The 26,217-nt window shown below is 70.8% G+C and carries 21 protein-coding genes and 1 pseudogene; 15 read left to right on the top strand and 7 right to left on the bottom strand.

The genetic code is table 11. The features are described from left to right. Positions 1 to 81 precede the first annotated feature (81 nt). From FHR38_RS17090 to FHR38_RS17120, 7 genes are all read left to right on the top strand, one after another. The gene (locus FHR38_RS17090; RefSeq protein WP_312882220.1) at positions 82 to 1,506 is read left to right on the top strand and encodes an efflux RND transporter periplasmic adaptor subunit; all 1,425 of its coding nucleotides are present in this window, start codon (positions 82 to 84) and stop codon (positions 1,504 to 1,506) included. Between the two features lie 62 nt (positions 1,507 to 1,568). Beyond that, positions 1,569 to 2,420, top strand: a complete 852-nt coding sequence (locus FHR38_RS17095) for an ABC transporter ATP-binding protein (protein ID WP_184539787.1) — start codon at positions 1,569 to 1,571, stop codon at positions 2,418 to 2,420. Further along, the gene (locus FHR38_RS17100; protein ID WP_184535612.1) at positions 2,417 to 3,601 is read left to right on the top strand and encodes an ABC transporter permease; all 1,185 of its coding nucleotides are present in this window, start codon (positions 2,417 to 2,419) and stop codon (positions 3,599 to 3,601) included. The genes FHR38_RS17095 and FHR38_RS17100 overlap by 4 nt, the downstream gene beginning before the upstream one ends. Positions 3,602 to 3,836: 235 nt before the next feature. Next, positions 3,837 to 4,049, top strand: a complete 213-nt coding sequence (locus FHR38_RS17105; protein WP_184535613.1) for a helix-turn-helix domain-containing protein — start codon at positions 3,837 to 3,839, stop codon at positions 4,047 to 4,049. A 254-nt stretch (positions 4,050 to 4,303) separates the two neighbouring features. Then, a complete protein-coding gene (locus tag FHR38_RS17110; protein ID WP_007465623.1) occupies positions 4,304 to 4,405 on the top strand; it encodes a 30S ribosomal protein bS22 in 102 nt (33 codons plus the stop codon). Positions 4,406 to 4,537: 132 nt separating this feature from the next. Continuing rightward, complete coding sequence (locus FHR38_RS17115; RefSeq protein WP_184535614.1) at positions 4,538 to 5,614, top strand: NAD-dependent epimerase/dehydratase family protein; 1,077 nt, start codon at positions 4,538 to 4,540, stop codon at positions 5,612 to 5,614. After that, positions 5,607 to 6,503 carry a lysophospholipid acyltransferase family protein gene (locus FHR38_RS17120; RefSeq protein ID WP_184535615.1) on the top strand — a complete coding sequence of 299 codons (897 nt, stop codon included), beginning with the start codon at positions 5,607 to 5,609 and terminating at the stop codon, positions 6,501 to 6,503. Before FHR38_RS17115 ends, FHR38_RS17120 begins: the two co-directional genes overlap by 8 nt. Before the next feature lie 30 nt (positions 6,504 to 6,533). Here the strand turns inward: FHR38_RS17120 and FHR38_RS17125 are convergent, their stop codons facing one another. The 4 genes and pseudogenes from FHR38_RS17125 to FHR38_RS17140 all read right to left on the bottom strand — a co-directional run bounded on the left by FHR38_RS17125 (position 6,534) and on the right by FHR38_RS17140 (position 11,075). Then, a complete protein-coding gene (locus FHR38_RS17125; RefSeq protein WP_184535616.1) occupies positions 6,534 to 7,685 on the bottom strand; it encodes a hypothetical protein in 1,152 nt (383 codons plus the stop codon). Continuing rightward, positions 7,682 to 8,557 carry an HAD family hydrolase gene (locus FHR38_RS17130; protein WP_184535617.1) on the bottom strand — a complete coding sequence of 292 codons (876 nt, stop codon included), beginning with the start codon at positions 8,555 to 8,557 and terminating at the stop codon, positions 7,682 to 7,684. Before FHR38_RS17130 ends, FHR38_RS17125 begins: the two co-directional genes overlap by 4 nt. Before the next feature lie 378 nt (positions 8,558 to 8,935). Beyond that, positions 8,936 to 9,832, bottom strand: a pseudogene (locus FHR38_RS17135) (DUF5667 domain-containing protein); the annotation flags it as partial. A 304-nt stretch (positions 9,833 to 10,136) separates the two neighbouring features. Next, positions 10,137 to 11,075, bottom strand: a complete 939-nt coding sequence (locus FHR38_RS17140) for an ECF subfamily RNA polymerase sigma factor, BldN family (protein WP_184539788.1) — start codon at positions 11,073 to 11,075, stop codon at positions 10,137 to 10,139. A 763-nt stretch (positions 11,076 to 11,838) separates the two neighbouring features. Here FHR38_RS17140 and FHR38_RS17145 point away from each other — a divergent pair. The 3 genes from FHR38_RS17145 to FHR38_RS17155 are packed head-to-tail and all read left to right on the top strand — an operon-like array spanning position 11,839 to position 14,525. Next, entirely contained in the window at positions 11,839 to 13,566 is a 1,728-nt protein-coding gene (locus tag FHR38_RS17145) for an AMP-binding protein (RefSeq protein ID WP_184535618.1), read from the top strand. Beyond that, on the top strand, positions 13,559 to 13,822 hold the full coding sequence (locus FHR38_RS17150) for a glutaredoxin family protein (protein WP_184535619.1): 264 nt from the start codon (positions 13,559 to 13,561) through the stop codon (positions 13,820 to 13,822). The genes FHR38_RS17145 and FHR38_RS17150 overlap by 8 nt, the downstream gene beginning before the upstream one ends. 1 nt (position 13,823) lies before the next feature. After that, the gene (locus FHR38_RS17155; RefSeq protein WP_184535620.1) at positions 13,824 to 14,525 is read left to right on the top strand and encodes an HAD family hydrolase; all 702 of its coding nucleotides are present in this window, start codon (positions 13,824 to 13,826) and stop codon (positions 14,523 to 14,525) included. A gap of 13 nt (positions 14,526 to 14,538) precedes the next feature. Here FHR38_RS17155 and FHR38_RS17160 read toward each other — a convergent pair whose 3' ends face one another. Then, on the bottom strand, positions 14,539 to 15,204 hold the full coding sequence (locus FHR38_RS17160) for a response regulator transcription factor (RefSeq protein WP_184535621.1): 666 nt from the start codon (positions 15,202 to 15,204) through the stop codon (positions 14,539 to 14,541). Positions 15,205 to 15,341: 137 nt separating this feature from the next. Further along, positions 15,342 to 16,634, bottom strand: coding sequence for a sensor histidine kinase (locus FHR38_RS17165; RefSeq protein WP_184535622.1), 1,293 nt, complete (start codon positions 16,632 to 16,634; stop codon positions 15,342 to 15,344). 415 nt (positions 16,635 to 17,049) lie between these two features. Between FHR38_RS17165 and FHR38_RS17170 the strand changes: the two genes are divergently transcribed. From FHR38_RS17170 to hemB, 5 genes are read left to right on the top strand one after another with little or no spacing between them, the layout of a single operon-like run. Beyond that, positions 17,050 to 17,820, top strand: coding sequence for a redox-sensing transcriptional repressor Rex (locus FHR38_RS17170; protein WP_184535623.1), 771 nt, complete (start codon positions 17,050 to 17,052; stop codon positions 17,818 to 17,820). Next, positions 17,817 to 19,187 (top strand): glutamyl-tRNA reductase, encoded by a 1,371-nt coding sequence (locus FHR38_RS17175; RefSeq protein WP_184535624.1) that lies wholly within the window; start codon positions 17,817 to 17,819, stop codon positions 19,185 to 19,187. Before FHR38_RS17170 ends, FHR38_RS17175 begins: the two co-directional genes overlap by 4 nt. Continuing rightward, a complete protein-coding gene (hemC, locus tag FHR38_RS17180) occupies positions 19,184 to 20,149 on the top strand; it encodes a hydroxymethylbilane synthase (RefSeq protein WP_184535625.1) in 966 nt (321 codons plus the stop codon). The genes FHR38_RS17175 and hemC overlap by 4 nt, the downstream gene beginning before the upstream one ends. Then, positions 20,146 to 21,729 carry a bifunctional uroporphyrinogen-III C-methyltransferase/uroporphyrinogen-III synthase gene (locus FHR38_RS17185; RefSeq protein WP_184535626.1) on the top strand — a complete coding sequence of 528 codons (1,584 nt, stop codon included), beginning with the start codon at positions 20,146 to 20,148 and terminating at the stop codon, positions 21,727 to 21,729. Before hemC ends, FHR38_RS17185 begins: the two co-directional genes overlap by 4 nt. Positions 21,730 to 21,757: 28 nt before the next feature. Next, positions 21,758 to 22,741 (top strand): porphobilinogen synthase, encoded by a 984-nt coding sequence (gene hemB / locus FHR38_RS17190; protein WP_184535627.1) that lies wholly within the window; start codon positions 21,758 to 21,760, stop codon positions 22,739 to 22,741. Between the two features lie 34 nt (positions 22,742 to 22,775). Here hemB and FHR38_RS33245 read toward each other — a convergent pair whose 3' ends face one another. Continuing rightward, on the bottom strand, positions 22,776 to 25,838 hold the full coding sequence (locus FHR38_RS33245) for a DUF4132 domain-containing protein (RefSeq protein ID WP_184535628.1): 3,063 nt from the start codon (positions 25,836 to 25,838) through the stop codon (positions 22,776 to 22,778). Positions 25,839 to 26,217: the final 379 nt, after the last annotated feature.

Consider the following 26,217-nt stretch of genomic DNA (forward strand, 5'->3'; position numbering starts at 1 on the left):
TTTTCGCGATTTAAGGTGTTAGCGAGGTGAAAAACGTATGGTGAGGTAGTGCGTCCCGTTTCGTCAGACCGGATCTCTGCCGTGACCCGTCCCCGGCTGTCCGCCCTCCTCGTGGCCGGGGTCGTCCTGATCGGCTTCGTGACCACCCTCGTCGTCGACGATGACCGACTGCCCGTCACGCTGACCGGGGCCACCCGGGGAACGATCGCCGAGACGGTCGACATACCGGGAAACGTGACAGCGCGCGCCTCGGCCACGCTCACCGCTCCTGCCGACGGCACCCTGACCGCGTTGCGGGTCCGCGCCGGGGACACCGTCCGGGCTGGTCAGGTCCTTGCCATCATTGACTCGCCGGTCGCCCGGAAGCGGCTCGACCAGGCCCGGCAGGCGCTCGACGACGCGAAGCGGGCGAGCCGGGGGCTGCGGAACAGCGGTGACCTCCGCCGCCGGCACGGAGCAACCGACAAGGCAGCGACAGTGGCCTTCGCGGACGCCCGTCGGGCGATCGACGAGATCTCCGACCCGGAGGTACGGGCTGCCCTGCTGGCCCAGTTGGCGGCCGCACATCGGCAGTACGAGGTGGCGACAAGGGCCGCCGACGACGCGGTCCGGGCGGTCCAGCGTGGCGTCGCCGGCGTGAACTCGGCGGTCGGTGCGCTCACCGCCGCCCAACGTGTGCAGGCCCAACAGGCGTACGACCTGACGAAGGCCACCGTGGACGCGTTGACGCTGCGGGCACCGATCGACGGCGTGGTCCAGATCGGTGGCGGCGCGGCACCCAGTGCTCCCACCGACGGGCTCGCCGGCCTGCTGCGCTCGGCCGGCGCGCTGACCGGTGGGGCGAGTCTGCTGGCCGGGAGCGGAATCGGAGGAGCCGTCGCGGCCGAGGGCAGGCCGGTCGGCGGCGACGGAATGGTCGGCGGAGGCGGGACGGCCCAGGTGGGCGACCGGGTCGGCGCCGGGACCGCCATCGTGACCGTGGTCGACGTCTCGGAACTGGGCCTGATCGCAGAGATCGACGAGACCGACGTGCTTTCGGTGGCGCCCGGGATGACGGCGACGGCGGAACTGGACGCGGTGCCCGGGGCGACCTACCCGGCTCAGGTGCGCTCGGTGGACCTGCTGCCGGGCACGTCCGCGCGGGGCGGGGTCGCCTATCGGGTACGCCTCTCGCTGGCCGCCGGTCGATTCGCCGCCGGCCACGCTACCGCCGGTCGACTCGCCGACGCGAGCGATGCGCCCACCCCGCGCCCCGGCATGAGCGCCCTGATCCACCTGCGGGTCCGGGAAGCGGCCGACGCGGTGACCGTACCGTCGGCCGCCGTCCGGTCGGTCGCCGGCCGGGACGTGGTGTGGGTGGCCCGCGCCGGCCGGGCCGAGCAGGTGCCCGTGACGCTCGGGGTGCAGGGCGAGGAGCTGGTGCAGATCGTCGACGGCGTGCAACCGGGCGACCAGGTGGTGGTACGCGGTGCCGACCGCGTTCGTATCGGGCAGCAGTTGCCGTGACCGGCCGTGGAGCCGCTGCCGGGCGGCCCGGTTCCGAACCCCGACAGGCCGACCCCGCCACCTTGCCGGCGGTCGAGGCGGTGGAACTCACCCGGACGTATCGGACGGACGGCTTCTCCGTGGCCGCGCTGCGCGGCGTGTCGCTGACCATCGCGCGGGGCGACCACGTCGCGATCGTCGGACCGTCCGGTTCCGGAAAGTCGACCCTGATGCACCTGCTGGGCGGCCTGGACCGGCCCAGCGGAGGGCGGCTCGTGATCGACGGCCGGGACGTCGCCACCCTGACCCCGGCGGAGCTGGCGACGCTGCGCAACGAGACCATCGGCTTCGTCTTCCAGCAGTTCCACCTGCTCCCTCGTACGTCGTCGGTGGAGAACGTGGCGTTGCCGCTGGTCTACCGGGGGGTGGGGGCCCGCCGCCGCCGGGCGTTGGCGGTGGCGATGCTCGACCGGGTCGGGCTTGGCCATCGCCTCGACCACTGGCCCAACCAGCTCTCCGGCGGCGAGCAGCAGCGGGTGGCCATCGCTCGGGCACTGGTCACCGAACCGGCGTTGCTGCTCGCCGACGAGCCGACCGGCAATCTGGACAGCGAGACCGGACGCGCGGTGCTGGCGCTACTCGAAGAACTCAACGCCGCCTCGGGGGTGGCGGTCGTGCTGGTGACCCACGATCGGGAGGTGGCGGCCCGGGCCCGGCGGCAGATCGTCATGCGGGACGGGGTGATCGTGCCGGAGGAGCCGGTGGTGGCGGGAGCCCGACCGGGACCTGAGATAGTTGACGTCGCTCCCAGCGCGGAGCCCCGGTTCGCGTCCGGAAGCGACCCGGGGCACCCGCCCGGTGGCTCCGGTGGCGCCGCCGGAGCCACCGGGCGCCTTCCGCGCCAGTCGGTCGAACCACCCCGGGACCTGAGGTGAGATTCACCGAGGCCGGGCGGGTGGCCCGGGACGCGTTACGCGCCAACCGACTGCGCAGCGGACTCACCATGTTCGGGGTGGTCATCGGGGTGGCCGCGGTGGTGCTGCTGGTGGCGATCGGCAGTGGCACCCGCCGTGAGGTGGAGCGGCAGGTCGAGGGACTCGGATCCAATCTGCTGGTGGTGGTGCCCGGCCGACTCGACTTCGGTTCGGCCCCTGCGGCATCCCGGCTCTCGCTGGCGGACGTGGACGCGGTCTCCCGGATGGTGGGTGATCCGACGCGGGTCGCGGTGACGGTGACCTCCGGCGAGACGGTACGCGCCGGTGCCCGCTCGGCGTTCGGCACGGTGCAGGGGGTCCTGGAGACCACCCCGCGTGTCTTCGTCCGGGACGTGGCCCAGGGGGCGTACCTGTCGGCATCCGACGTGGCTGCCGCCCGGCGGGTCGTGGTGCTCGGCGCGACGGTGGCGCGTACGTTGTTCGGCGACCGGGATCCGGTCGGTCAACGGGTTACCGTGGCCGGGGCCCGGTTCCGGGTCGTCGGGGTGTTCGCCCCGATGGGTCGCAGCCTCGGGGTGGACCGGGACGGTGAGGTGCACATCCCGGTGACCGCCGCGCATCGGCTCTATGGCACGCAACGGATCGACGGGATCGCGGTACGGGCGCCGGACCGGGAACGGATTCCGGAGCTGGGCGACCGGATCGTCGAGGAGTTGTCCCGCCGCCATCCGGACACCGACTTCAGCGCGGTCTCCCAGGACCAGGTGCTCGGGGTGCTGGGCAACATCCTCGGGATGCTGACCGGAGTGCTGGCCGCCATCGCCGGCATCTCGCTCTTCGTCGGTGGGGTGGGTGTCTCCAACGTCATGTTGATGTCGGTGCGGGAACGCACCCGGGAGATCGGCCTGCGAAAGGCGGTGGGTGCCCGATCCCAGGACGTCGGTAGGCAGTTCCTGATCGAGGCGGTGCTGTTGACCACGCTCGGCGGGCTGACCGGCATGCTTCTGGGGGTGGCGGCGGCGTGGCTGCTGGCGGCCGTCTCGCCGGTCCCGGTGGCGGTCACCTGGTGGTCGCTGGCGCTGGCCTTCGGCGTGGCCACGATCGTGGGCATCGTCTTCGGTGTGGTGCCGGCTCGACGGGCTGCCCGGCTGGATCCGGTGGTCGCGTTGCGTACCGACTGAGTCGGCTCGACACCGATTGGGTCTCCTCGACCCTGTCATCCGCTATTTCGGCAGAAGCGAAGGATCATCGGATCGATCTAGATGTGCGATCGTCCAGACAATGATCAACTGTACGAAGGGATCGCGCCGGTAACAGCCGCCCCGCTACCGTACTGGTAACACGCGCGTTGACCGGCGCGGTGCGGACGCATCCCGCCGCGCGGCACGCGCCGGGGATGGGATTGGTTGGTGAGCCATGGCAGGATCACCACAGGCCGACGGCCGGCTGTCGGAGGTCAGGTTCCTGACCGTCGCCGAGGTGGCGACGCTGATGCGGGTGTCGAAGATGACCGTCTATCGCCTGGTGCACTCGGGTGAACTCACCGCGGTCCGGGTCGGGCGGTCGTTCCGAGTGCCCGAGCACGTGGTGCACGAATACCTGCGGGGTGCCTTTCAGGAGTCCGCCTGACCCGCTCGGGTGAACCATCGGAACCGAGCCACCCGAATGCCGGTGGTTGATGGAAACCTGGCGTGACAGGTGTCCATGGCACCCGCGTTGGTCCGGCACATCGGCTAGGGCTACCCTGGACCGCGACCGTTTTCCCACTCAGGTGCGTCCGACACCAGCAGGCGGGTCCGGTCCGTTGTCCAGATCGGTTTCCGGCACCACCCCCGAGGGTAGGTTCCGGTCCGACCCGCAGGTTTGTATCGAAAGGCTGTCGTATGGGCTCGGTGGTCAAGAAGCGCCGCAAGCGCATGGCTAAGAAGAAGCACCGCAAGCTGCTGCGCAAGACCCGCGTCCAGCGTCGCCGTCTCGGCAAGTAGTCCCCGGCCGGGCTCCCGCCCGAGCCGCGCGGACCACTTGCCGCCTGTCGACCCTCGGAGGCCAGGTGAGGCCCAAGTGCTGAGGTCGCGACGATCCAGGGCCGTGCTGTGCCCTCCGTCGAGGGGTCTGAGATGACCCCCGGTAGTGCCTATGGCGCTCCGGGGGTTGTCGTGGTTACCGGAATCAGTCGCTACCTCGGTGCCAACGTTGCCGCCCGCCTCGCCGCCGATCCCACGATTCGGCGCGTCGTCGGATTGGACGCCACCGATCCGCCCGCCGAGCTGGCAGGCCTGCTGGACGGCGTCGAGCGGGTACGCGCCGACACCGAGATGGCGGGCACGGTGATCGACGACCTCGCCGCCGACTCGGTGGTGCATCTCGCCCTGGTCACCGCCCCCGACCAGCGGGCTGGCGGCCGGGCGGCGATGAAGGAACAGAACGTCATCGGCACCATGCAGGTACTGGCCGCCTGCCAACGGGCACCCCGGCTACGCAAGCTGGTCATGCGTTCCTCCACGGCGGCGTACGGTGCGTCGTTCCGCGATCCCGCCATATTCACCGAGGACACCGAACCCCGTGAGGTGCCCCGGGGCGGGTTCGCCCGGGACATCCTCGACATCGAGGGCTACGTACGCGGCTTCCGTCGGCGTCGCCCGGACGTCACCGCGACGGTGCTGCGCTTCGCGCCGTTCATCGGGTCGACGGCCAACACCACGTTGACCCGCTACTTCCGGCAACCGGTCGTGCCGACCGTGCTGGGCCGGGACCCCCGGCTCCAGTTCCTGCACATCGACGACGCCCTTGAGGTGGTGCACCGGTCGGTGGTCGAGGACCATCCGGGCACCTACAACGTCGCCGGCCCCGGTGTGCTGACGCTCTCCCAGGCGATCCGCCGCGCCGGTCGAGTGGCGGTGCCCGTACTGGAACTCGGTCTCTCCGGGGCGGCCGGTCTCGCCCGGGCGCTCAACGTGGGCCGGTACGGGCTGGACCAGGTTGACCTGTTCGTGTACGGCCGGGTCGTCGACACCACCCGCCTCACCACCGAGTACGGCTTCACCCCACGATCCACCGCCGTGGCGTTCGACGACTTCATCAAGGGCCACAGCAGCGGTACGGTGCTCACCGCCGACCATCTCGCCAACGCCGAGGCGTTGATCCGCGAGGGCATCCGGCAGGTGCGGGCCGCAGCCAGGAGCGACGATGACTGACGACGGCAATCCGCCGCCGATCGGGCCGGTGGTGGCCGACCAGCCTGGCGACGTCTGGGACCGGCGGGTGGCCTCGGCGCTGGCGTTCCTGCGACGGCGGCTCTCCGGCGACTACGAGATCGACGAGTTCGGCTTCGACCCGGAGATGACCGAGAAGGTCTTCCACCCGATACTGCGTCAGCTCTACCGCGACTGGTTCCGTACCGAGATCACCGGAGTGGAGCACCTGCCGGCGGAGGGTGCGGGCCTGGTGGTGGGCAACCACTCCGGTGCCATCGCGCTGGACGCGCTGATCCTGTCGGCGGTGCTGCACGACGAGCATCCCGCTCATCGCTACCTTCGGTTGCTCGGCGCGGACCTGGTCTTCCGGCTGCCGGTGGTCTCCGAGTTGGCCCGTAAGACCGGCGGCACGATGGCGTGCACCCCGGATGCGGAGCGGCTACTGCGTCGGGGTGACCTGGTCGGGGTGTTTCCGGAGGGGTTCAAGGGCGTTGGCAAGCTCTACGCCGACCGCTACAAGCTGCAACGCTTCGGGAGGGGCGGTTTCGTCTCCGCCGCGCTGCGCACCGGCACCCCGATCATCCCGGTGGCGATCGTCGGCGCCGAGGAGATCTATCCGATGCTCGCCGACATCAAGCCCCTGGCCCGCCTGCTCAAACTGCCCTACTTCCCGGTGACCCCGACGTTCCCGTGGCTTGGGCCGCTCGGGATGGTGCCGCTGCCGAGCAAGTGGCTGATCGAGTTCTGCCCGCCGATCCCCACCGTCGATCTGATGGATTCCGCCGACGATCCGATGGTCGTGTTCAACCTGGCCGACCAGGTACGGGAGACCATCCAGCAGACGCTGCACCGGCTGCTGGAGCGCCGTCCCGACGCGTTCGGCCCGTGACCGGGCCCTAGTCACTCGTGGCTTGCGGGGTCAGCCCAGGGTGCGCAGGTCCAGCGTGTGCCAGGCGGTGGTCTCGTTGTTGCCGGTCGACCACCAGAGCACCCCGCCCCGGCAGAACACTGAACCGACCCCCTCGGCCACCACCACCGTCTGGTTACGCCGCAGGTCGTACAGGAGCAGTTGCTGGGTGTTGGTGACCGTCCGCTGTACGTCGGAGAGGGACAGCACCTCAAACCGGTCCAGCACCGCGACGTCGATCACGGAGGCGGTGGCGGCACCATCGGCGATCCGTCGCCGATCTTGGCCGTCGGGACGCATCAGATCGATCCGGGACGGTCCGTCGTTCCCGAGCACGAGCACCCGGCACCAGGTGGGGCTACAGCTGACCAACTCGGCACCGGCGTCGACGTCGACCACCTCGCGGGCGTCGAGGTTGCGTAGCCGGATCGGGCCGCTGGCCCCGCCGCCGGCGCTGGCCAGCCACGGCCAGGCCGACATCGCCCACGCGCCCGGCTCACGGCGTACCTGGACCGGGCCGCCGGCCAGCGCCACCGAGCGCACCTCGGTCACCGGCTCCGCTCCGGTGGTCACCGCTGCCGGGGACGCCTCGGGAGGTGCCGCCGCCCAGTAGAGCCGATCTTCGTGGATCACCATGTCGTACTGCGAGTTGAAGAACAACACGTCGCCGGTGTCGCGGGTGAGCCGTTGCGCCGGGTGGTTCGCGGTCAGGTCGACCGTCCACATCTCGGTCCGGGTCCGGCCGTCCTCGGTCGAGGTGGACTCTGCCCAGGCGAGCCGACTGCCGGTGGTGGTCAGGGCGCTGAACTGGGGCGTACCGGTGAGCGGCAGCCGGCGCAGCTCGTGCACCGCGCCGTCGGCGGACCGCACCACCAGGCGCAGGTGGGTGCCGCCGGGATTGGGGGCGGTGCCGACCGAGGTGCGGGCGTCGAGGAAGAGAGCGGGACTGTACGCCGGACCGTCCACCAGCCCGACCGGGAAGTCCGCCCGATGGGCGTCCGGCCAGACCTCGTCGACGCCGGCCGGTTGGGTCTGGTCGGGCGCTCGGGGGGTGGCCCGGGGCAGCGCGAGGAGGGCGATCGATGCGGCGAGGGCGGCCCCGAGCGCCACCAGTCGGCCGATCCGGTGTCGTTGCTCGGGGCGGCGCTGCTCGGGGACGGTCACTGGACGCGTCGCCGACGACGTACCGCCAGGGCCGTGGTCACCACGCCGGCCAGCAACCCGATTGCGGCTGTCGACGGTACGGCGATTCGGGCGGCCCGCCGGCCGGTACGAAAGTCGCGCACCGCCCAGCCCCGCAGCCGGGCCTCCCGGCGCAGGGCAGCGTCCGGGTTGACCGCGACGGCCCGACCGACGGCCGACAGCATCGGCAGGTCGTTGGCGGAGTCGCTGTAGGCGGCGCAGCGGTCGAGGTCGAGCCCTTCCACCTCGGCGAGCTGGGTGACCGCATCGGCCTTGGCGGGACCGTGCATCAGGTCACCGACCAGCCGACCGGTGTACGCGCCGTCGCGGATCTCGGCGACCGTCCCGATTGCGCCGGTCAACCCGAGTCGCGCGGCGATGATCCGGCCGATCTCGACCGGTGCGGCGGTGACCAGCCACACCCGCTCACCAGCGTCGAGGTGTGCCTGGGCCAGGGCCCGGGTGCCGGGCCAGATTCGGGGGGCCATCAGCTCGTCGAAGATCTCCGAGGTGAGTCGTTCGATGTCGTCGACCCGCCAACCTTCCACGAAGGCGAGTGCGGCCTCCTTGGCGTGCGACATGTCGCCGGCGTGCTCGGTGGCGAGCAGCCGGAAGCGCAGTTGCTGCCAGGCGAACCGGGCCAGGTCGCTGGAGGTGAAGTACTTGCGGGCGGCCAGGCCTCGGGCGAACCAGTAGATGGAGGCGCCCTGCATCATCGTGTTGTCGACGTCGAAGAAGGCGGCACCGTTGTCGTCCGGTGGTGCGGCTGGTGCGCTCGCCAGTCCGGTATCGGCCCAGCCGGCGGTGTGACCCTCCGCGTCCGTACTGACGGTCACCTTTCGGGTACGGGCCAACGCGCGGACCTCCCTCCACTCGATGAACGCGACGCGTCTCCAGCGAGGGTAGCCGGACCGAAGCAGTGGTAGGCAGGTTGCCGAAGAGCCGGTGGAGGCGAGAACGGTGGCGGCGAGAACGGTGGCGGCATGGCCCCAGGAAGGCCCGACCGGTGCGCGAACCTATGGGCCGATCGATCAGTCGGCCGGCCGACTGATGATGGGTTCGGTGAGTTTGCCCGGGTCGGTGTCCACCGGTGTCGACGGGGTGATTCCCGGCAGGCGGCGCGACCCAGCCGGCTCGCCGGTGACCTGCGAACCGGGCTGCGGCGTGTGCGGAGTACGACCAGTGGGCCGGGATCCCTCGCCAGCCCCTGCGGGCTGCCCGTTCTGCAACCCTCTGCCGGCCGGACAACCCGCCGGCACCGGCCCGAGGTCGTCGCTCCGCATCGCGGCGACCGAGGCGCAGCGCAGTGCGGTACGCAGGTTGTCGGTCCGCTTCCCGATCGATTCGAGCAGGGCGAGCGAGGCGCCGGTGCGGTGGCGTTCGGTGGCGCTCGTCGACTCGTCGAGCAACCTTGACACCTGGCCGCGCTGGCCGGTCAGAAAGCTGCCGATGGCGTCGAGAGCTGCCTCGTCCCGGTGCTGGAGCGCCGAGGTGGTGAGCAGCTTGACGCCCTGCCGGGTGTGTGCGTCCATGTCGTCGAGCGCGGCGGTGAAGTCGTCAGGTTTACCCCGTACCGCCTCGGCCTCGGTGAGCCTGGTCCGGGCGAAGTCGAGGAAGAGCTGCCCCCGGCTCAGGTCGGAGTTGGTCAGGGCGAGCTGGGCCCGCTCGGTGGAGCGTTTGACCGCGTAGAGCGCGTCGCCGGGAACGGCGCTGGCCGCCGCCATACCGGACAACGCGATGGCCCCGACGGCTGCCCCGATCGTGAAGGCACCCCGGGCCCGGGACTGTCGGTTGCCCAGGGTTGGCCGGAGCAGTTCCTGAGCGGGCTGTCGGACCGGTGGGGACGGCTTGGGTGGTGCCGCCACCGGTTCGGTGCTGGCGGTGACGCCGATTCCGTCCCGTTCGGCGGTCGCGATCAGCATCGCCCGCAGCCCGGTACGAAAGTCGGGGTGGACCTCGGCCGGCGGTTGGGCGGCGGATATCTGGTCGCTGAGCGACACCAACCCGGCCAGCTCCTGGTCGAAGTGGGAACGGACATGGTGGCGACGGCCGCCGTTGGCTTCGTCGAGAAGTTGCGCGAAGCGCTCGGCGCGCCGGCGGTAGAAGACGGTAGTGGTCACCGCCGGCACCTCCTCTCGCTGGTCACGGCCAAGCGGCCGGCGTCTTGCCGGCGGGCGGATGGGCGGCTCGACATCCGACCGCGACAGTCGTAGCCGGATGAGCTGCCCGGCTCGCCGGGCCCGGAGGGATGCCGAGGCAATCACCGGTCGCATCGAGAGAAACGGTTAAGGGGGTCAACTGGTTACGGTACGGCAGGCCGCGAAAACTTGAACCATTCGGGTCTTGCCAGACGACCTACCGGGTTCTCCTGCTCATCGGTACGACAGCGGACCGAGCTGTGCCTGCTCATCGTCGGGTCCGACAGCACCCGAGCTATGCCTGGAAGCCGTCGGGCAGCAGTCGGGCCAGAGCGCGGACGGCGCGGTACTGCAATGCCTTGATCGCGCCCTCGTTCTTGCCCATGGCCCGCGCCGTCTCCGCCACCGAGAAACCCTGGAGAAACCGGAGCACGATGCACTCCTGCTGCTCGGCGTTCAACTGCTTGACCGCGGTGAGCAGGGCGACGTTGGTGATGTGCTCGACGACCGCCGCCTCGGGACTGCCCTCCGGACCTCGGTCCTCGCGGTCGGCGTCGAGTACGTCCCCGGTGGTGACCTCCAGGCGGTAGCGCCCGGACTTGAAGTGGTCCGCGACGAGGTTCCGGGCGATGGTGACGAGCCATGCGCCGAGGTCTCGGCCCTGCCAGGTGAAGCTGCCGATCCGTTTCAGCGCCCGAAGGAAGGTGTCCGAGGTCAGGTCCTCGGCCAGTTGCCGGTTGCCGACCCGGAAGTAGACGAAGCGGAAGACGGTATCGACGTACCGGTCGTAGATCAGCCCGAACGCCTCCGACTCGCCCGCCTGCGCCCGTTCGACCAGTGTCCACACCTCGGTCGCTGGATCCGACGGGTCAGGGCGGCTCGGGTAGCCGGTCGGCGAGCGGTCGGGGGTGGGCGGCTGTGGTGTCGGGGAAACCGCCGGCAGGATGGCGGTCTCGGTGTTGGTGGCGTCCGGCGCGTTCGGCGGCTCGGTGGCCGTTGGGGTGTCCGCTTCGGCGGGTGGGCTCTGCCCCGGGCCGGGCTGTTGAGCCGGCATGGCGGGGCGGGTTGGCGCCGCCAACCGACCGCCACCGCTGGCCGGTTTGCCATTGCCGCCGGGTGACACCTGTCGGGCACCGGTCTCGCTGGCGTGCGGCCGGTCGCCGGTCTCGTTGGTGTGCGGCCGGCTGCGAGTGTGCCGGTCGCCTCCCACGCCGCGTACGGCGACGCTCAGCATGTCGTCCACCGACGACCGGAGCAGCGTCAGTCCGTTGGTCAGTGCGACCTGGACGTCCCGTAGGTCGCTATCGGCTGGTCCGTCGTAGCCGTAAACAGTCACTGGCCCTCCCCAACCCACATCTGCACCGGCTGGTCCGTCCCGTGGGACCCGGCGGCGGTAACGGCCCGTGGGTCCAGCCGGGCATGGCCGGCCACGGCTCGGGCGGGGTGCGCCGTTGGACGGCACACACCCTTGAGGTGCTGGTGCAGTGCGCTGACAGGCACTGGCTGCCTCCTCGGGCTGAGGGGTGTCGACTCACGGCAAAAGGGGTGAGCCGACCCGAGTGATGATAGGGCCAACGTCACCCATGCGTGGCGAGTCCGTTACAGAGAGCCAAAGTATTTCCCAGATCTGCCCAACCGGGTCGCACAGGTTGTGCGCTGTCAGGGACCCGACAGTCGTTAGGGCAGCGCTCCCACGCAGGAGAAACACCATCGACACGCCGAAATGCGACACGGCTTTGGCGTGTCGCGGGTAGGAGTGCTATGGGGCGCTTATGGCGGAACTGTGTCTGCGGCAGGGTGCGTAGCGGTGTCGACCGAGGTCACCCGCGTGAGAGGTCCTACCGTCGTCCGGGCCGACCGTGGACCACGATCGCGCCGATGGCGATCGGGAAATGCCGGCCAGGGCGAGCCCTACGGGATGAGTCCCGTCAACGGTACCGTGGAAGTTGCATAGAAGTCGAGAATCCTCGGATGGCGGTGCCAGCGTAGGCGGGACCATGCCCGCTGTGCCAGACTCAGCGACCGTGCAGGACCACACCAGCACCCCCACCCCCGATGGCGTCCCGCCCTTCGCCACCCTGGCGGATCGGGTGCGTCATGCCGCAGCCGCCCGCCCCGACCAGCCGGCACTGATCTGGCAGGGACGGTCGATTACCTGGGCCGAGCTGGACGACAGCATCGACCAGGCAGCCGACGGCCTGTCGGACGCGGTGCGTCCGGCTTCCGCCGGACTGTCGGACCGGGTGTGTCCGGCTTCCGCCGGACTGTCGGACATGGTGCCTTCTGACTTCACCGGCCATCCTCCCCGGATCGCCATCGCCCTGACGAACACCCCCGACTTCGTGGTCGCGTACCTGGCCACCCTCCGGTCCGGCTTGGTCGCCGTACCGGTGGATCCGGCGTCCAGCGCGCGCGAGTTGCGGCACGTGCTCGCCGACTCCGCGGCGGCGCTGCTCATCGGCACCGAACGGGTCCGCGACCTGGCCGCCGGTCTCGTCGGCGAGCTGCCGGCGCTGCGCGCCGTAACCGATGCGGCACCGACCGGGCCCGGCCGTCAGCCGACGCGGGACTCCCGCCCCGGCAGCGACGACCTGGCGGTACTGCTCTACACATCCGGCACCGAGGGGCGGCCGAAGGGCGCGATGCTGTCGCACCGGGCGCTACTGGCCAACCACGAGCAGATCAGCCAGATCGAGCCGGCCGTGGTCGGGCCGGACGACGTCGTTCTGCTCGCCCTGCCGCTGTTCCACGTCTATGGCCTCAACACCGGGCTGGGCTCGGTCATCTACCAGGGGGCCTGTGGCGTGCTGGTCGACCGGTTCGATCCGGACGCGACGTTGGAGATCGTCACCGGGCGGCGGGTCAGCGTGCTGGTTGGCGTACCCACGATGTACCTGGAGTGGTCGACCCGGCCCGAGCTCGAAGCGGCGATGGGTACGGTCCGGACCGCGGTGTGTGGCGCCGCGCCACTCGATCCCGCCGTCGGCGAGCGCTTCGTCGCCGCGAGTCACCGTCCGCTGCACGTGGGGTACGGCCTGACCGAGACCGCGCCGGTGCTGACCTCCACCCTGGCCAGCGGTACGACGAAACCCGGGTCGATCGGGGCCCCGCTGCCCGGTGTCGAGGTCCGCCTGGTCGGCGCCACCGGGGAACTCCTCTGGCAGGGAGACGGCACCACCGGTTCGGTCGAGGAAGACGACGGCGACGACCTCGACTTCGACCTTTCCTCGCCGGGTACCGATCCGGGCGAGATCGTGGTACGCGGCGCGAACCTCTTCTCGGGTTACTGGCCCGACGGGCGGGACGGCCCCGACTCGGCGGGCTGGTGGGCGACCGGTGACGTCGCCTACGCTGACCCGGACGGGGACCTCTTTCTGGTCGACCGGTTGGGCGAGCTGATCCTGGTGCACGGCTTCAACGTCTATCCGCGTGAGGTCGAACTGGTGCTCGACGCCCATCCGGAGGTGGTCGAGTCGGCGGTGCTGGGCCACCCGCATCCGCACAGCGGGCAAGCCGTCACGGCCTATGTCGTACGGGTCCCGGCCGGCACGGTCACCGACCAGGAGTTGCGCGCACACTGTGCGCGTAACCTGGCCCGGTTCAAGTGCCCCAGCGTCGTGGAGTTCGTCGAGGAACTACCGCACTCGTTGCTGGGCAGGGTACGCAAGACGTTGCTCCGACCGGTATCGGAGCGCGGTGCGGGAGGAGATGTGACCGATGGATGAGCCCCGGTTGACCCTGATCACCCGGCCGGGTTGCCACCTCTGTGAGGTCGCGAAGGAGGCCATCGACCGGGTGGTGGCGGCCACCGGTGACCGGTGGGTCGAGGTGGACGTCACCGGTGACCTCGAACTGGAGCGGGACTACGGCGACCGGCTGCCGGTCGTACTGCTCGACGGCCGGGAGCATGGCTACTGGCGGGTCGAGGAGGAGCGGCTACTGCGGGACCTGGCAGCGCCCCGACGCCCGGTGGGGTCCTGACATGACGGCCACCGGCACCCACCTGGTCTGGGACTGGAACGGCACCCTCCTCGACGACCTGCACCTGGTGGTCGACTCCACCAACCGGGTCTTCGCCAGCGTGGGCGGAACCGCGGTCACCCTGGCCGAGCACCGGGTACGGTTCCGCCGGCCGGTCGCCGACTACTACGCCGACGTGCTGGGCCGCTCGGTGACCGAGGAGGAGTTCGGCCGGCTCGACATGATCTTCCATGACGTCTACCGACTCGGGTTGACCACCTGCCAACTGGCGGCCGACGCCGACGCCGCGATCCGCTCCTGGACCGGCACCCAGTCGCTGCTGTCCATGTGGTTCCACGACGAGTTGGTCCCGACCGTCGAGACGTACGGGTTGACCGGCTCGTTCAACCGGATCGACGGATTCCGGGGCACCACCGCGGGCGACCGCAAGGCCGCCCACCTGGCCCGGCACCTGACGGAGTTGGGCATCGACGGCGGTTCCGTGGTGCTCATCGGCGACTCGCTCGACGATGCGGACGCCGCCGAGGCGGTGGGTGCCCGCTGCGTTCTCTACACCGGCGGATTCACCGACCCGGACCGGCTGCGCGCCTCCGGCCTTCCGGTGGCCGACACGCTCGCCGAGGCGGTCCGCCTGGCCGGGCCGGCGGCGCACCCGCTGGGCCCAGCCCCGCCGGTGTACCCGCCGGACCCCGCCTTGTCGTGAGATCTCGCTGGGCTCAGCCCTGTAGGTAGGCCAGCACGGCGAGCACGCGCCGATGCTGCTCCTCGTCCGGGGGGAGCTGCAACTTGGTGAAGATGTTGCGGACGTGCTTCTCCACCGCCCCGTCGCTGACCACCAGGGCACGTGCGATAGCGGTGTTGGACCTTCCCTCGGCCATCAGGCCCAGTACCTCCCGTTCCCGGGGAGTCAGCCCGCGCAGCGGGTCGTCGCGGCGTCGCCGGACGAGCAGCTGGCCGACCACCTCCGGGTCGAGGACGGTGCCGCCGTTGGCCACCCGGCGTACCGCGTCGAGGAAGTCGTCGATGGCGGCGACCCGGTCCTTGAGTAGGTAGCCGATCCCGCCCCCGGCGGTACCGCCGGTCGGCTTGACGGTGGCCAGCAGGTCGTCGGCGTACGACACCTCGACGTACTGGGAGAGGACCAGGATTGGTGTACGGGGCACCAGTCGCCGGGCCTCGACCGCTGCCCGCAGCCCCTCGTCGGTGTGTGACGGGGGCATCCGTACGTCGACGATCGACACGTCGGGTTGGTGTGCCACCACGGCCTCGACCAGGGCGGTCCCGTCACCGACGGCGGCGACCACCTCGTGGCCGTTCTCGGTCAGGAGCCGGACGATGCCTTCCCGGAGGAGGACCGCGTCGTCGGCGATTACTACGCGCATGGGACCGGTGTCTACCACCTCATCGACCCACATTCCAGCGCCGCCGGGCCGTGCCGGCTGGTGTGACCCGTTTCCCACCTGGGGCGATCCGTCCAGGGGATGATCGACATCCGGGTTGTCCGGCGGGGGACTGCCGATCAGCATGGCAGCTCGGCCCGGACCTCGGTGGGGCCGCCGGCCGGGCTGACCACACTCAGCGTGCCGCCGTTGGCGCGTACCCGATCGGCGAGGCCGGCCAGGCCGTGGCCCTTGGACACGTGTGCGCCACCCTCGCCGTCATCGGCCACCACGATCACGATCCGGCTGTTGGTACGGGTGACGGTCAGCCAGCATTCGGTGGCCCGACTGTGCTTGGCGACGTTGGTCAGCGACTCCGCCACGACGAAGTAGGCGGTGCTCTCCACCGCCGGGTCGAGGCGGCCGCCGGGGGTGCCCAACTGTGGGTCGACGGTGAGATCGATCGGGATGAGCCCGCGACCGGCCAGCGCGGCCAGGGCGCTGGGCAGGCCCCGGTCGACCAGGATCGGGGGTGCGATCCCCCGGGACAGGGATCGGAGTTCGGCGAGCGTGTCCCGGGTCTGGGTGAGTGCCTCGTCGATGGTCTGCCGGGCCAGGTCCGGGTTGGAGTTCAGTTGCTGCTGGGCCCGGCCGAGGTCCATGGCGAGTCGGACCAGTCGCTGTTGCGGGCCGTCGTGGATGTCCCGTTCGAGCTTGCGCAGCGCGGTGGCCTCGGCGGAGGCGGCGGCGCGCTTCTGTTCTTCGAGCACGATGATCCGGTTGCGCATCTCGGCGACGCCGGTGAGCAGCGTCCGGCTGAACCGGGCCCGCAGCAGGGCGCAGCCTCGGACCACGATCGGCAGGGTGAGTAGGAAGAAGATGCCGATTGCGCTGTTCAGCACGATCCGGGCACCGGCCGAGTCACCGAGACCGAGCAGTTCGGTGAGTTCGATGTTGTCCGGGTCGTACGGCAGCATCCAGTCGTACGCCCAGTAGAGCGATCCGGCGGCGGCGGCGACCCACCAGACCAGCGTGAACGCGAAGGCGATGAGTGAGGTGATCAGGTTGAGTACGCCGTGGGCCAGGTCGAGCCAGGACTGCGCGTCGGTGATCGGGGTGAAGATCCGCCGCCAAACGCTGGCCCCGGGCTCGGCGGTGCGGTAGACCGGGCGGATCCGGGGCTGGCGCAGCACCGGAGCCATCCGGAGTCGTTCGATGTCGGCCCAGACCCGCGCCATCCGGAGCGTGCCGGCGAGGATCGGTAGACCGATCACCACCACCGCCAGTCCGACACCGGCGGCGAAACCGACGACGAGTACGACGAAGCTGGCCAGCGCCAGGGGAAAGCCGAGAAGGACGTATCCGGAATCGGTCCCCAATTGGCGCAGGAGCCCTCGGCTGCCCACGTTGGTGGTGGCGGTTGCGGTGGTCATGGCATCGAGCCTAGGTTTCCGCCGGTCGTGCTCCCATCCCGGCGGCCTGCCTCTCGGTGGTAGGGCTGTCCCCACCCCGCAGAACCGGCCCGCCCTCGGGGCTGATTCCGCCCCGGGGCGTGGTCGACCGCCACACCGAAGGCTCTATCGACGCTCGGCGGTTGGTCAGAGAAGTCGGAATTGAGCAATAATCGCCAGACGGTCATCTGCCGTTACGAAAGCGATCTTGTGAATGGAGTTGCTGGTGAAGCCGTGTGGCGGTCTTACAAGATCGCGATTTGTGCACGTCTTCACAAGCGCCTACTCTGATACTCCGACGAGGCCCGTTAACACAGCCGGTTATCGACGCTGTCGGCGGGATTACCACAACGACCCGCTTGTCCGGCTGGTCGAGGATCGCACCGCACGGAGTCACATGAGTCAGCACCGCCCGACAGGCGCGCCCGGCCGCGCCAGCGTCGTACCGGCGCTCCCGGATCTTCCCGAGGCGACGGTTGCCCGGCTCCCCGAGTATCTCCGTGCCCTGCACCACCTCGCCGAGCAGGGCAACGACACCGTCTCCAGTGAGGGACTGGCCGCGGCGGCCGGCGTCAACTCCGCCAAGCTCCGCAAGGACCTCTCCCACCTCGGCTCCTACGGCACTCGGGGTGTGGGCTACGACGTCGCCCTGTTGATCGAGCAGATCGAATTCGTGCTCGGTCTCACCCAACGCCGGGCGGTCGCGCTCGTTGGCGTGGGTAACCTTGGTCACGCCCTGGCGGGATATGCCGGCTTCGCCAGTCGCGGGTTCCGCATCGTCGCGCTTCTCGACGCCGACCGCGAGCGGGTCGGCGAGGAGATCAACGGTCTGGTCGTCCGACACATCGACGACCTGCCACGGATCGCCGCCGAGGAGCCGATCGCGATCGGCGTGATCGCCACCCCCGCCACCGCCGCGCAGAGCGTCGCCGACCAGTTGGTCGCCGCCGGGGTGACGAGCATCCTCAACTTCGCCCCGTGCGTACTCTCCGTCCCCGAGGGGGTGGACGTACGCAAGGTGGACCTCGCCATCGAGTTGCAGATCCTCTCCTTCCACGAGCACCGCAAGGCCTCCCTCACCGCCCTGCCGGCCACCCCCGGACCGGGGTTGCCGTCGGTGCCGATCGGGCTCACCGGCACCGGGGCACAGGAAGCGGTCGCCACGTGAAACTGCTCGTCGTCGGCGCGTCCTACCGCGCCACCCCGGTCGCCACGCTGGAACGGCTGGCGGTTCCTCCGGGAGACCTTCCCGACATGCTGCACCGACTGGTCGCCCAGCCGTACGTGGGCGAGGCGGTAGTGGTCTCCACCTGTAACCGGGTGGAGGTCTACGCGGCCGTCTCCGGCTTCCACGGTGGCCTCGGCGACATCTGCGCGGTACTCGCCGCCCAGGCCGGCTGCGCCCCGGCGGTGCTGGCCAACCACCTCTACGTGCACTACGACGGTGCTGCGGTCGACCATGTCTTCCGGGTCGCCGCCGGGCTCGACTCGATGGTGGTCGGCGAGGCGCAGATCCTCGGCCAGCTTCGGGACGCCTACCACGTCGCCACCGCCGCCGACTCGGCCGGCCGCCTGCTGCACGAACTCATGCAACAGGCGCTGCGGGTGGGGAAGCGGGCCCATGCCGAGACAGACATCGACCGGGCCGGCCAGAGCGTCGTCACCGCCGCGCTCGACGTCGCCGCCACCCACTTCGCCGACGGGCTCGCCGGTCGTCCCGCGCTGGTGATCGGTGCCGGCGCGATGGGCGCGTTGACCGTCGCCACCCTCTCCCGGCTCGGCGTCGGCCCGCTGACCGTCACCAACCGGGGGGCCGACCGGGCCGCTCGGCTGGCCGAGTCGTACGGGGCGACGGCGATACCGTTCACCGAACTGTCCGGCGCGCTGTCCACTGTAGACATCATAGTGGCGGCCACCGCGTCCACGGAACCGGTGCTCACCCAGGAGTTGATGGCTGAGGCGGTGAGTCGACGCACCGCCCACGGCGCGGCTCCGCTGGTCGTCATCGACCTCGCACTGCCCCGCGACGTCGAGCCCGGGGTCGGCACCCTGCCCGGCGTTGCCGTCGTCGACATCGACGGGCTGGCCAGCCAACTCGCCGACAGCCCGGCCACCGCCGACACCAGCGCCGTCGCCCAGATCGTCACCAGTGAGGTGGAAACCTTCCTGGCCTGGCTGCGGGGTGCCGACGTGGCGCCGACCGTGGCCGCCCTGCGGGGTCGGGCCGACGACGTGGTCAGCGCCGAACTGCGCCGACTCCACCAACGTCGACCGGATCTGACCGACGACCAGCGGGCCGAGGTGACGCGTACCGTGCACCGGGTGGTGCAGCGGTTGCTGCACTCGCCGACCGTGCGGGTCCGGCAACTCGCCGCCGAACCCGGTGGTGACCAGTACACCGCGCTGCTGCGCGAACTGTTCGACCTTGAAGTGCCGCAGAGCGCACCGGCCGACACCGTTCCCGACCTCGGGATCGGCACCGTCTCCGGCTTTGCGCCCGGCACCGCTCCAGACCAGTCCGGAGGTGGACGATGAGAGCACTTCGGCTCGGTACCCGAGGCAGCGCATTGGCAGTGGCCCAGTCGCAGCGGGTCGCCGACGCGGTTCACGCCGCCACCGGCCGGGAGGTCGAGCTGGTGACCGTCCTCACCGCCGGTGACCAGTCCAGCGCACCCGTGCACCGGTTGGGCGTCGGGGTGTTCGTCTCGGCGCTGCGCGACGCGCTGGTCGCCCAGGAGATCGACTTCGCGGTCCACTCGTACAAGGACCTGCCCACCGCCGGTCACCCGGGTCTGCACATCGCCGCCGTGCCGCACCGGGAGGACCCGCGCGACGCACTGGTCGCCCGCGACGGCCGTACCCTGGCCGAACTGCCCCCGGGAGCCACGATCGGCACCGGGGCGCTCCGCCGGATCGCCCAACTGCACGCGCTCGGGATGCAACTGTCGGTCACCCCGATCCGAGGTAACGTCGATAGTCGGCTCGGCCGGGTGCTCGGCCCGGACGCCGACCTCGACGCGGTGGTGCTGGCCCGTGCCGGCCTGACCCGGCTCGGCCGTACCGGCGTGATCACCGAAACGCTCGATCCGATGCTGATGCTGCCCGCGCCGGCCCAAGGCGCGCTCGCGGTGGAGTGCCGGATCGACGAACCTGACCTGGTCGAGCTGCTGGCCGTACTCGACCATGCACCGACCCGGGCCGCGGTCACCGCGGAGCGGGCGATGCTGGCCACCCTGGAGGCCGGGTGCAGCGCACCGGTCGCCGCATTCGCCGAAGTCGCCGAGGGCGACGACGGCGATGAGATCTACCTGCGCGGGGCGGTGATCAGCCCGGATGGGGCTCGTGACCTCCGGCTGTCCCGCACCGGAACGCCCGCCGAAGCGGCGGAGATCGGCAAGGCACTCGCCGCCGAACTCCTCGACCTCGGCGCCGACTCGATCCTCGACCCGCACAACGACGCCGGCGCGAGGACCCAGCAGTTTGGGAGCACAGAATGACCCGCACCACCCGTAAGCCCGCAGGTCGCATCGCGTTCGTCGGGGCCGGCCCCGGCGACCCGGGCCTGCTGACCCGCCGGGCGCACGACGCCCTGGTCGAAGCGGACCAGGTGGTGTACGACCGGGGCGTACCCGAGTCGCTGCTCGACGCCATCCGCGCCCAGGCCAAGGAGGACGCGCAGTTCACGCCGGCCGAAGGCGCCCCCGGCGACGTGGCGAAGGTGCTGCTCTCGGCGGCCCGCTCCGGCCTGTCGGCCGTGCACCTGGTCGCCGGTGACCCGTTCGGCCACGACGCGGTGGTCAAGGAGGTGCAGGCGGTCGCCCGTACCGCCGCGCACTTCGAGGTGGTGCCGGGTGTCGGCCAGGCCGAGGGCGTCGCCACCTACGCCGGGGTGCCGCTGCCGGGCGTACGGACGGTGGCCGACGTCGACGACGTCGCCGGACTGGACTTCGAGGCGCTGGCCGCGGCGATCGGCCGAGGTTCGCTCGCCCTGGCGGTGGACGCCGGTGACCTCGCCGCGATCCGGGACGGCCTGCTGGCCGTCGGGGTCGACGGCTCGACCCCGGTCGGCGTGACCGGCGACGGCACCGGCGAGACGCAATACACCACCACGTCGGTCGTGGACAGCTTCGTGGCCGCCGCGCTCGGTTTCACCGGTCGCGTCGTGCTCACCCTCGGCGAGGGCGTCACCGAACGCGACAAGCTGAGCTGGTGGGAGAACCGCCCGCTGTACGGCTGGAAGGTGCTGGTGCCCCGCACCAAGGAGCAGGCCGGCGTGATGAGCGCCCGGCTGCGGGCGTACGGGGCGATCCCGTGCGAGGTGCCGACCATCGCGGTCGAGCCGCCCCGGACCCCGGCCCAGATGGAGCGGGCGGTCAAGGGCCTGGTCGACGGCCGGTACGCCTGGGTGGTCTTCACCTCGGTCAACGCCGTACGCGCGGTGTGGGAGAAGTTCGCCGAGCACGGGCTGGACGCCCGACACTTCGGCGGCGTCAAGATCGCCTGTATCGGTGAGGCTACCGCCGAGGCGGTCCGCGCCTTCGGTATCCAGCCGGAGCTGATCCCCTCCGGTGAGCAGTCCTCCGAAGGGCTGCTGGCCGAGTTCTCGCCGCACGACGAGATCCTCGACCCGGTTGGTCGGGTGCTGCTGCCACGCGCCGACATCGCGACCGAGACCCTGGCCGCCGGGCTCACCGAGCGGGGCTGGGAGGTCGACGACGTGACCGCCTACCGCACCGTACGGGCTGCCCCGCCGCCGGCCGAGATCCGCGACGCGATCAAGTCGGGCGGGTTCGACGCGGTGCTCTTCACCTCGTCCTCGACCGTACGGAACCTGGTTGGCATCGCCGGCAAGCCGCACGCCCGTACCGTGGTCGCGGTGATCGGCCCGAAGACGGCCGAGACGGCTACCGAGTTCGGTCTGCGGGTCGACGTCCAGCCAGGGCACGCGTCCGTGCCCGACCTGGTCGAGGCGCTCGCGTCGTACGCGGTGGAACTGCGGGAGAAGCTGGCGGCGATGCCGGCCAAGCAGCGCCGTGGCTCCAAGGTGCAGGGCCCGACCGCACTGCGATTCCGCTAGGAACCCTTGTTGTAGGAGGCGCATCACCATGTCCTACCCGGACATCCGACCCCGTCGGCTACGTCGTAGCCCGGCGATCCGGCGGCTGGTCGAGGAGACCCGGGTGGCGCCGGCCGAGTTGGTGCTGCCGATGTTCGTCCGGGAGGGGCTGACTGAGGCTCGGCCGGTCGCCTCCCTGCCGGGCGTCGTGCAGCACTCCCGGGACTCGCTGCGCAAGGCCGCCGTCGAGGCGGTGCAGGCCGGCGTCGGCGGCATCATGCTCTTCGGCGTACCGGAGACCCGGGACGAGACCGGCTCGGCCGGCTGCGACCCGAACGGCATTCTCAACGTGGCCATCCGGGATGTGGTCGCCGAGGTCGGCGACGCCACCGTGGTGATGAGTGACCTGTGCCTGGACGAGTTCACCTCGCACGGGCACTGCGGGCTGCTCACCCCGGACGGTGGCGTGGACAACGACGCGACGTTGGCCGCGTACGCCGAGATGGCGGTGGCCCAGGCCGCCGCCGGGGTTCATGTGGTCGGGCCCTCCGGCATGATGGACGGCCAGGTCGGCGTGGTACGCCGGGCACTGGACGCCGCCGGCCACCAGGACGTCTCCATCCTGGCGTACGCGGCGAAGTACGCCTCGGCGTTCTATGGACCGTTCCGTGACGCGGTCGAGTCGGCGTTGGAGGGCGACCGGCGCAGCTACCAGCAGGATCCGGCCAACCTCCGGGAGTCGCTGCGTGAGGTGCGGCTGGACGTCGCCGAGGGTGCCGACCTGGTGATGGTGAAGCCGGCCCTGCCCTACCTCGACGTGCTCGCCGCGGTGCGGGCCGAGGTGGACGTTCCGGTCGCCGCCTACCAGGTCTCCGGGGAATACGCGATGGTCGAGGCGGCTGCCGCGAACGGCTGGATAGACCGGGAGCGGGTCATTCTGGAGACACTGACCTCGATCCGCCGGGCCGGGGCGCAGATCATCCTCACCTACTGGGCGATCGAGGCCGCCCGCCTGCTGCGCGAGCGCTACTGACCGCCTCTGGCCCCGATGGTCGGGGACCGGCCGGTCAGCTCTGGAGCGAGCGCACGTCGCGGACCACCTCCGAGATGCCGACCGGGTCCAGGGTGGCGACGTCACCGCGAAGCCCGGTTAGATACTGGGGAAGGTCCGGTTCCTGCCAGTGGTAGCCCGGCCTGAACCCGACCTTGATCGTGACGCCGCCCGGCCAGTCCCGCAGCAGCGATTCGTGACCATCACCGAAGCGCCAGCCGCGGGCGGCCAGCGCGTACAGCCGGCGGCTCTCGACCTGGCGGCCGACGGCGGCATACAGGTCGAGGTCGGCGAGGCCGAACAGTTCCCGGCCGATCTGCGGGAACGGCTGGATGATCGCGTAGTCGGCGAAGGTCTCCGCCCAGGCCGTCCGGTCGGCGTCGAAGTGCCACGGGTGGGCCAGGCCGACCGTCGCGGCCGGTTCGAGCGTCCAGGTCTTGTCGTCGACGTCGGCGAGGCTACGGTCCTCAGCTACGCGGAACGTCGTCACCACCCGGCCCTGCTCGTCGAAGGTGGCCCACACCAGCCGGCGGGTGAGTTGCCAGTGCAGGGGGTGGTCGACGAAGAACCGCCGGAAGTCGACGCCAGTCCAGCGCCGGTTCGAGGCCATCGCCTCTTCGAGCGCCCGGGCGCGTTCCCCGGCGATGGTCTTCACGTCCTTCTTCAGCTCGGCGAACCGGCGGTGGGCGGCCGGCGCGAGGGCCGGGTCGTCCGCAGCGGCCGGCCGGGGAAGCCGGGCTAGACGCCGGCCCTGCTGCTCGGTGATCGTCGGTTGGAACTGCTCGTCGAAGCCGACGGTGAACCGCCGCGGACCGTAGTCGAGCACGATTCGGCCGTCCAGGTCGAGGCCGAGGTCGGGCACGATCCGGTCGGTGAGCTGGGCGGGTTCCAGCCCGCGCGCTGCTGCCGCGTCGTTGAGGCGCTGCTCGGCGAACCCGCGGATACCGGTGGTCTTCGCCTTTCGGGCCAGCCGGCCGAGCTGGGTGAGCGCGACGTCGGTGCCGATCGCGGCGAGCACGTCCATGCCGGTACGCACCCGCATGCTGACGTTCGCCCAGTCCGGGAAGAGCGCGACCAGCGGCGGCACCGTGTTGTCGTCGCCGAGCACGGCCAGCGCCACCATCGCCAGGTTGCTCTTCGTCGGGTAGTGCGCCGCCTGCCACTGCTCGAAGATCGCCCAGGCGAAGGTAGCGAGATCGCGCTGCTCGCCGATCGTGCGGACCTCGGCGACCCCGGGGTGCGCCTCCGCGATCCTGGAGACGGCAAGCAACTCACACAGGTGGCGAACGGCGTCGGCGGAGAGCGGGTCGCCGCCGACGCGCAGGGTCACCGGCGGCAGGGTGGCCAGGACCAGCCAGTCTGGCAGGTCGGGTACGCGCATCGGCTTGCCGTCGGCGCGGCGGGGTGGCCCGGCGAGTACCGGCGGCGTCGTGCCCGTCGCCGCTGCCGCCGGCTGCGCCAGCCCGCTGATCGCCTCCACCCGGGCCCGGGCCTCGCCGTCGAGGCTCGGCAGGGTCTCCGCGACCGCCTGCGGGTAGGCGAGCACGTGGTTGCGCAACAGCTCGGCGACGGTCTCGTTGGTGGCCTTGGCCGCCAGCACCCGCAGCGCCAGGGCGGGGTCCCGCTGGGCGGCGGTGAGCAGCGCCGGCCGGAAGTTCTTGCGCTCGATGCGGTCCACGACCAGGCCCAGTGCCTCCTCGGTCGGGATCGCGGCCAGTGCGACAACCGCCCGTTTCTGCTCTTCGGCGTTGGCGAGGTGCGGCCCGTTCCAGCGCTCGTGGTCGTCGAGCGTCTGCGCCCAGGCGGCGCCGATGCCCACGCCGCCGGCCGCGATCTGCTTCGCCCGCTCGCGCGGCGCGGCCGGCAGGGACTCCGCGACGGCCGGCAGCAGCCTCGGCTCGGCCAGCACGTGGCTGCCCAGCACGGCGGTGTACAGCGGGTTGTCCCGTTCCGCTTCCATCTCGGCGAGGATCCGCAGCGCCCGTACCGGGAAGCGGGTCAGCACCTTGGACTTCAGCACCAGTGCCGGTCGCCGCGTCTTGCCTTCGAGGGTCTCCTGGAACAGTAGCCGCAGCGCGTCGTCGGTCGGGACCTCCGCGAGCAGCCGGATCGCGTCCGCGTTGAGCCGCTCGCTGGTCTTCCAATTGTCGTCGTTGAGGTAGAACAGACTGCGGTAGGACGCGTCGTCAAGGACGGCGGGGACGGCAGCCGTGCCGACCCCGTCCAGGATGGTCCCCACCAGACCGTGGTCCTTGTACCCGACGAACTTGTTCATGATCTTGCCGCGGAGCTGATCGAGATGTTCGACCGTGCTGGCGGCGGCGAGCAGAATCCCGCTCAGGGCCCGATGGTCACCCCAACTGAAATCCTCGCCGCGATCCGGTACGCCCGGCCAGCCGGCCGTGGTTGCCGCGCAGTCCTCGTCGACCCACGCCACCTGCGTCGGCACCAGGAACGACGTCAGGATGCGGCCCACCGGCGTCGTCCGGTATCCGGCAAGGGTTTCGCAGGCCCACCGATACTCGCTGTCGGACGCGACGGCCAGCAGGCTCCGCAGCACCCGGGCCACCGCCACGAGGTCCGCGAGGTCGTCGCCGCGCCACAGCCGTTCGTAGTTCTTCTCCGGAGCCGGGTCGATCACCCACAGTGCGCCGTCGGCAACCAGCCGGCTCATCTCCCCGGTGGCCCGCACCGCGAACTCCAGTCCGAACCGGAACACCCACGCATGGACGAGCCGCCGGTCCATGTCGTAGATCGAGGGACGAACCAGCAGCGCGGCTGCCGCCGCCGCGCGCGGGTCCGGTGTGCCCTCGGAACCGCCGACTGCCCGCCAGCCGTCCAGGTGGTTCTCCCCGGCGGCGAGCAACTCCGGGTCGAGGATCACCGTCCGCTCGCGGACCCTGGCCATGCTCTTCACCACGTCCGGGTCCGCCAGCCCGGTGCGTAACTCGTCGGCTGCGTCGGCCGCAACAACGCCCTGGCCCGGCGCGGTCAGCCCGCCCCGGCGGGGACGCAGCCTCGCACGCCACAGCGTCGGCAACGTCCAGGCATGTTCGTCCGGCAACACGAACCTACGCACCAAACTTCTCCCCTGGTCGATCCTCAGCGCGCAGGGAAGGTTAGCCCATGTGCACGACAGAATCGCCCGTTACCTAATGAATCCGAACGGCCCGTCGCGGCTCGCGGGATGCCTGCCCTTACCTGACCTATGAGGTCTGCAAAAAGATCGGGAGAGGGCCGAGACGAACCGTGACGGTGGTGGTCCGGCCCGCTGCGTGTATGCCTACACACCTCTGGGCCTGCGAGGCCTCGTGCAAGACCGGCGGACCCGCGTGGTAGCCGGACCACCACCGTGACGGGCAGCATGTTGATCGTGGTCGCAGCCCGCCTGCACGGGCACACACCTCGCGAACCGGGAGCCGACGAGCTCTGACAGCGAAGACCAGCACCGTGCGGGT

The sequence above is a fragment of the Micromonospora polyrhachis genome (genome assembly GCF_014203835.1).
In the GTDB taxonomy this organism is placed as follows: Bacteria; Actinomycetota; Actinomycetes; order Mycobacteriales; family Micromonosporaceae; genus Micromonospora_H; species Micromonospora_H polyrhachis.

Bases quoted from the DNA above. Each gene is read 5' to 3' on its own strand.
- FHR38_RS17150 (WP_184535619.1), top strand. From the start codon at position 13,559: ATGGATGAGCCCCGGTTGACCCTGATCACCCGGCCGGGTTGCCACCTC.
- FHR38_RS17160 (WP_184535621.1), bottom strand. From the start codon at position 15,204: ATGCGCGTAGTAATCGCCGACGACGCGGTCCTCCTCCGGGAAGGCATC.
- FHR38_RS17110 (WP_007465623.1), top strand. From the start codon at position 4,304: ATGGGCTCGGTGGTCAAGAAGCGCCGCAAGCGCATGGCTAAGAAGAAG.
- FHR38_RS17185 (WP_184535626.1), top strand. From the start codon at position 20,146: ATGACCCGCACCACCCGTAAGCCCGCAGGTCGCATCGCGTTCGTCGGG.
- FHR38_RS17155 (WP_184535620.1), top strand. From the start codon at position 13,824: ATGACGGCCACCGGCACCCACCTGGTCTGGGACTGGAACGGCACCCTC.
- FHR38_RS17165 (WP_184535622.1), bottom strand. From the start codon at position 16,634: ATGACCACCGCAACCGCCACCACCAACGTGGGCAGCCGAGGGCTCCTG.
- FHR38_RS17105 (WP_184535613.1), top strand. From the start codon at position 3,837: ATGGCAGGATCACCACAGGCCGACGGCCGGCTGTCGGAGGTCAGGTTC.
- hemC (WP_184535625.1), top strand. From the start codon at position 19,184: ATGAGAGCACTTCGGCTCGGTACCCGAGGCAGCGCATTGGCAGTGGCC.
- FHR38_RS17115 (WP_184535614.1), top strand. From the start codon at position 4,538: ATGACCCCCGGTAGTGCCTATGGCGCTCCGGGGGTTGTCGTGGTTACC.
- FHR38_RS17120 (WP_184535615.1), top strand. From the start codon at position 5,607: ATGACTGACGACGGCAATCCGCCGCCGATCGGGCCGGTGGTGGCCGAC.
- FHR38_RS17145 (WP_184535618.1), top strand. From the start codon at position 11,839: ATGCCCGCTGTGCCAGACTCAGCGACCGTGCAGGACCACACCAGCACC.
- FHR38_RS17140 (WP_184539788.1), bottom strand. From the start codon at position 11,075: ATGCTGAGCGTCGCCGTACGCGGCGTGGGAGGCGACCGGCACACTCGC.
- hemB (WP_184535627.1), top strand. From the start codon at position 21,758: ATGTCCTACCCGGACATCCGACCCCGTCGGCTACGTCGTAGCCCGGCG.
- FHR38_RS17170 (WP_184535623.1), top strand. From the start codon at position 17,050: ATGAGTCAGCACCGCCCGACAGGCGCGCCCGGCCGCGCCAGCGTCGTA.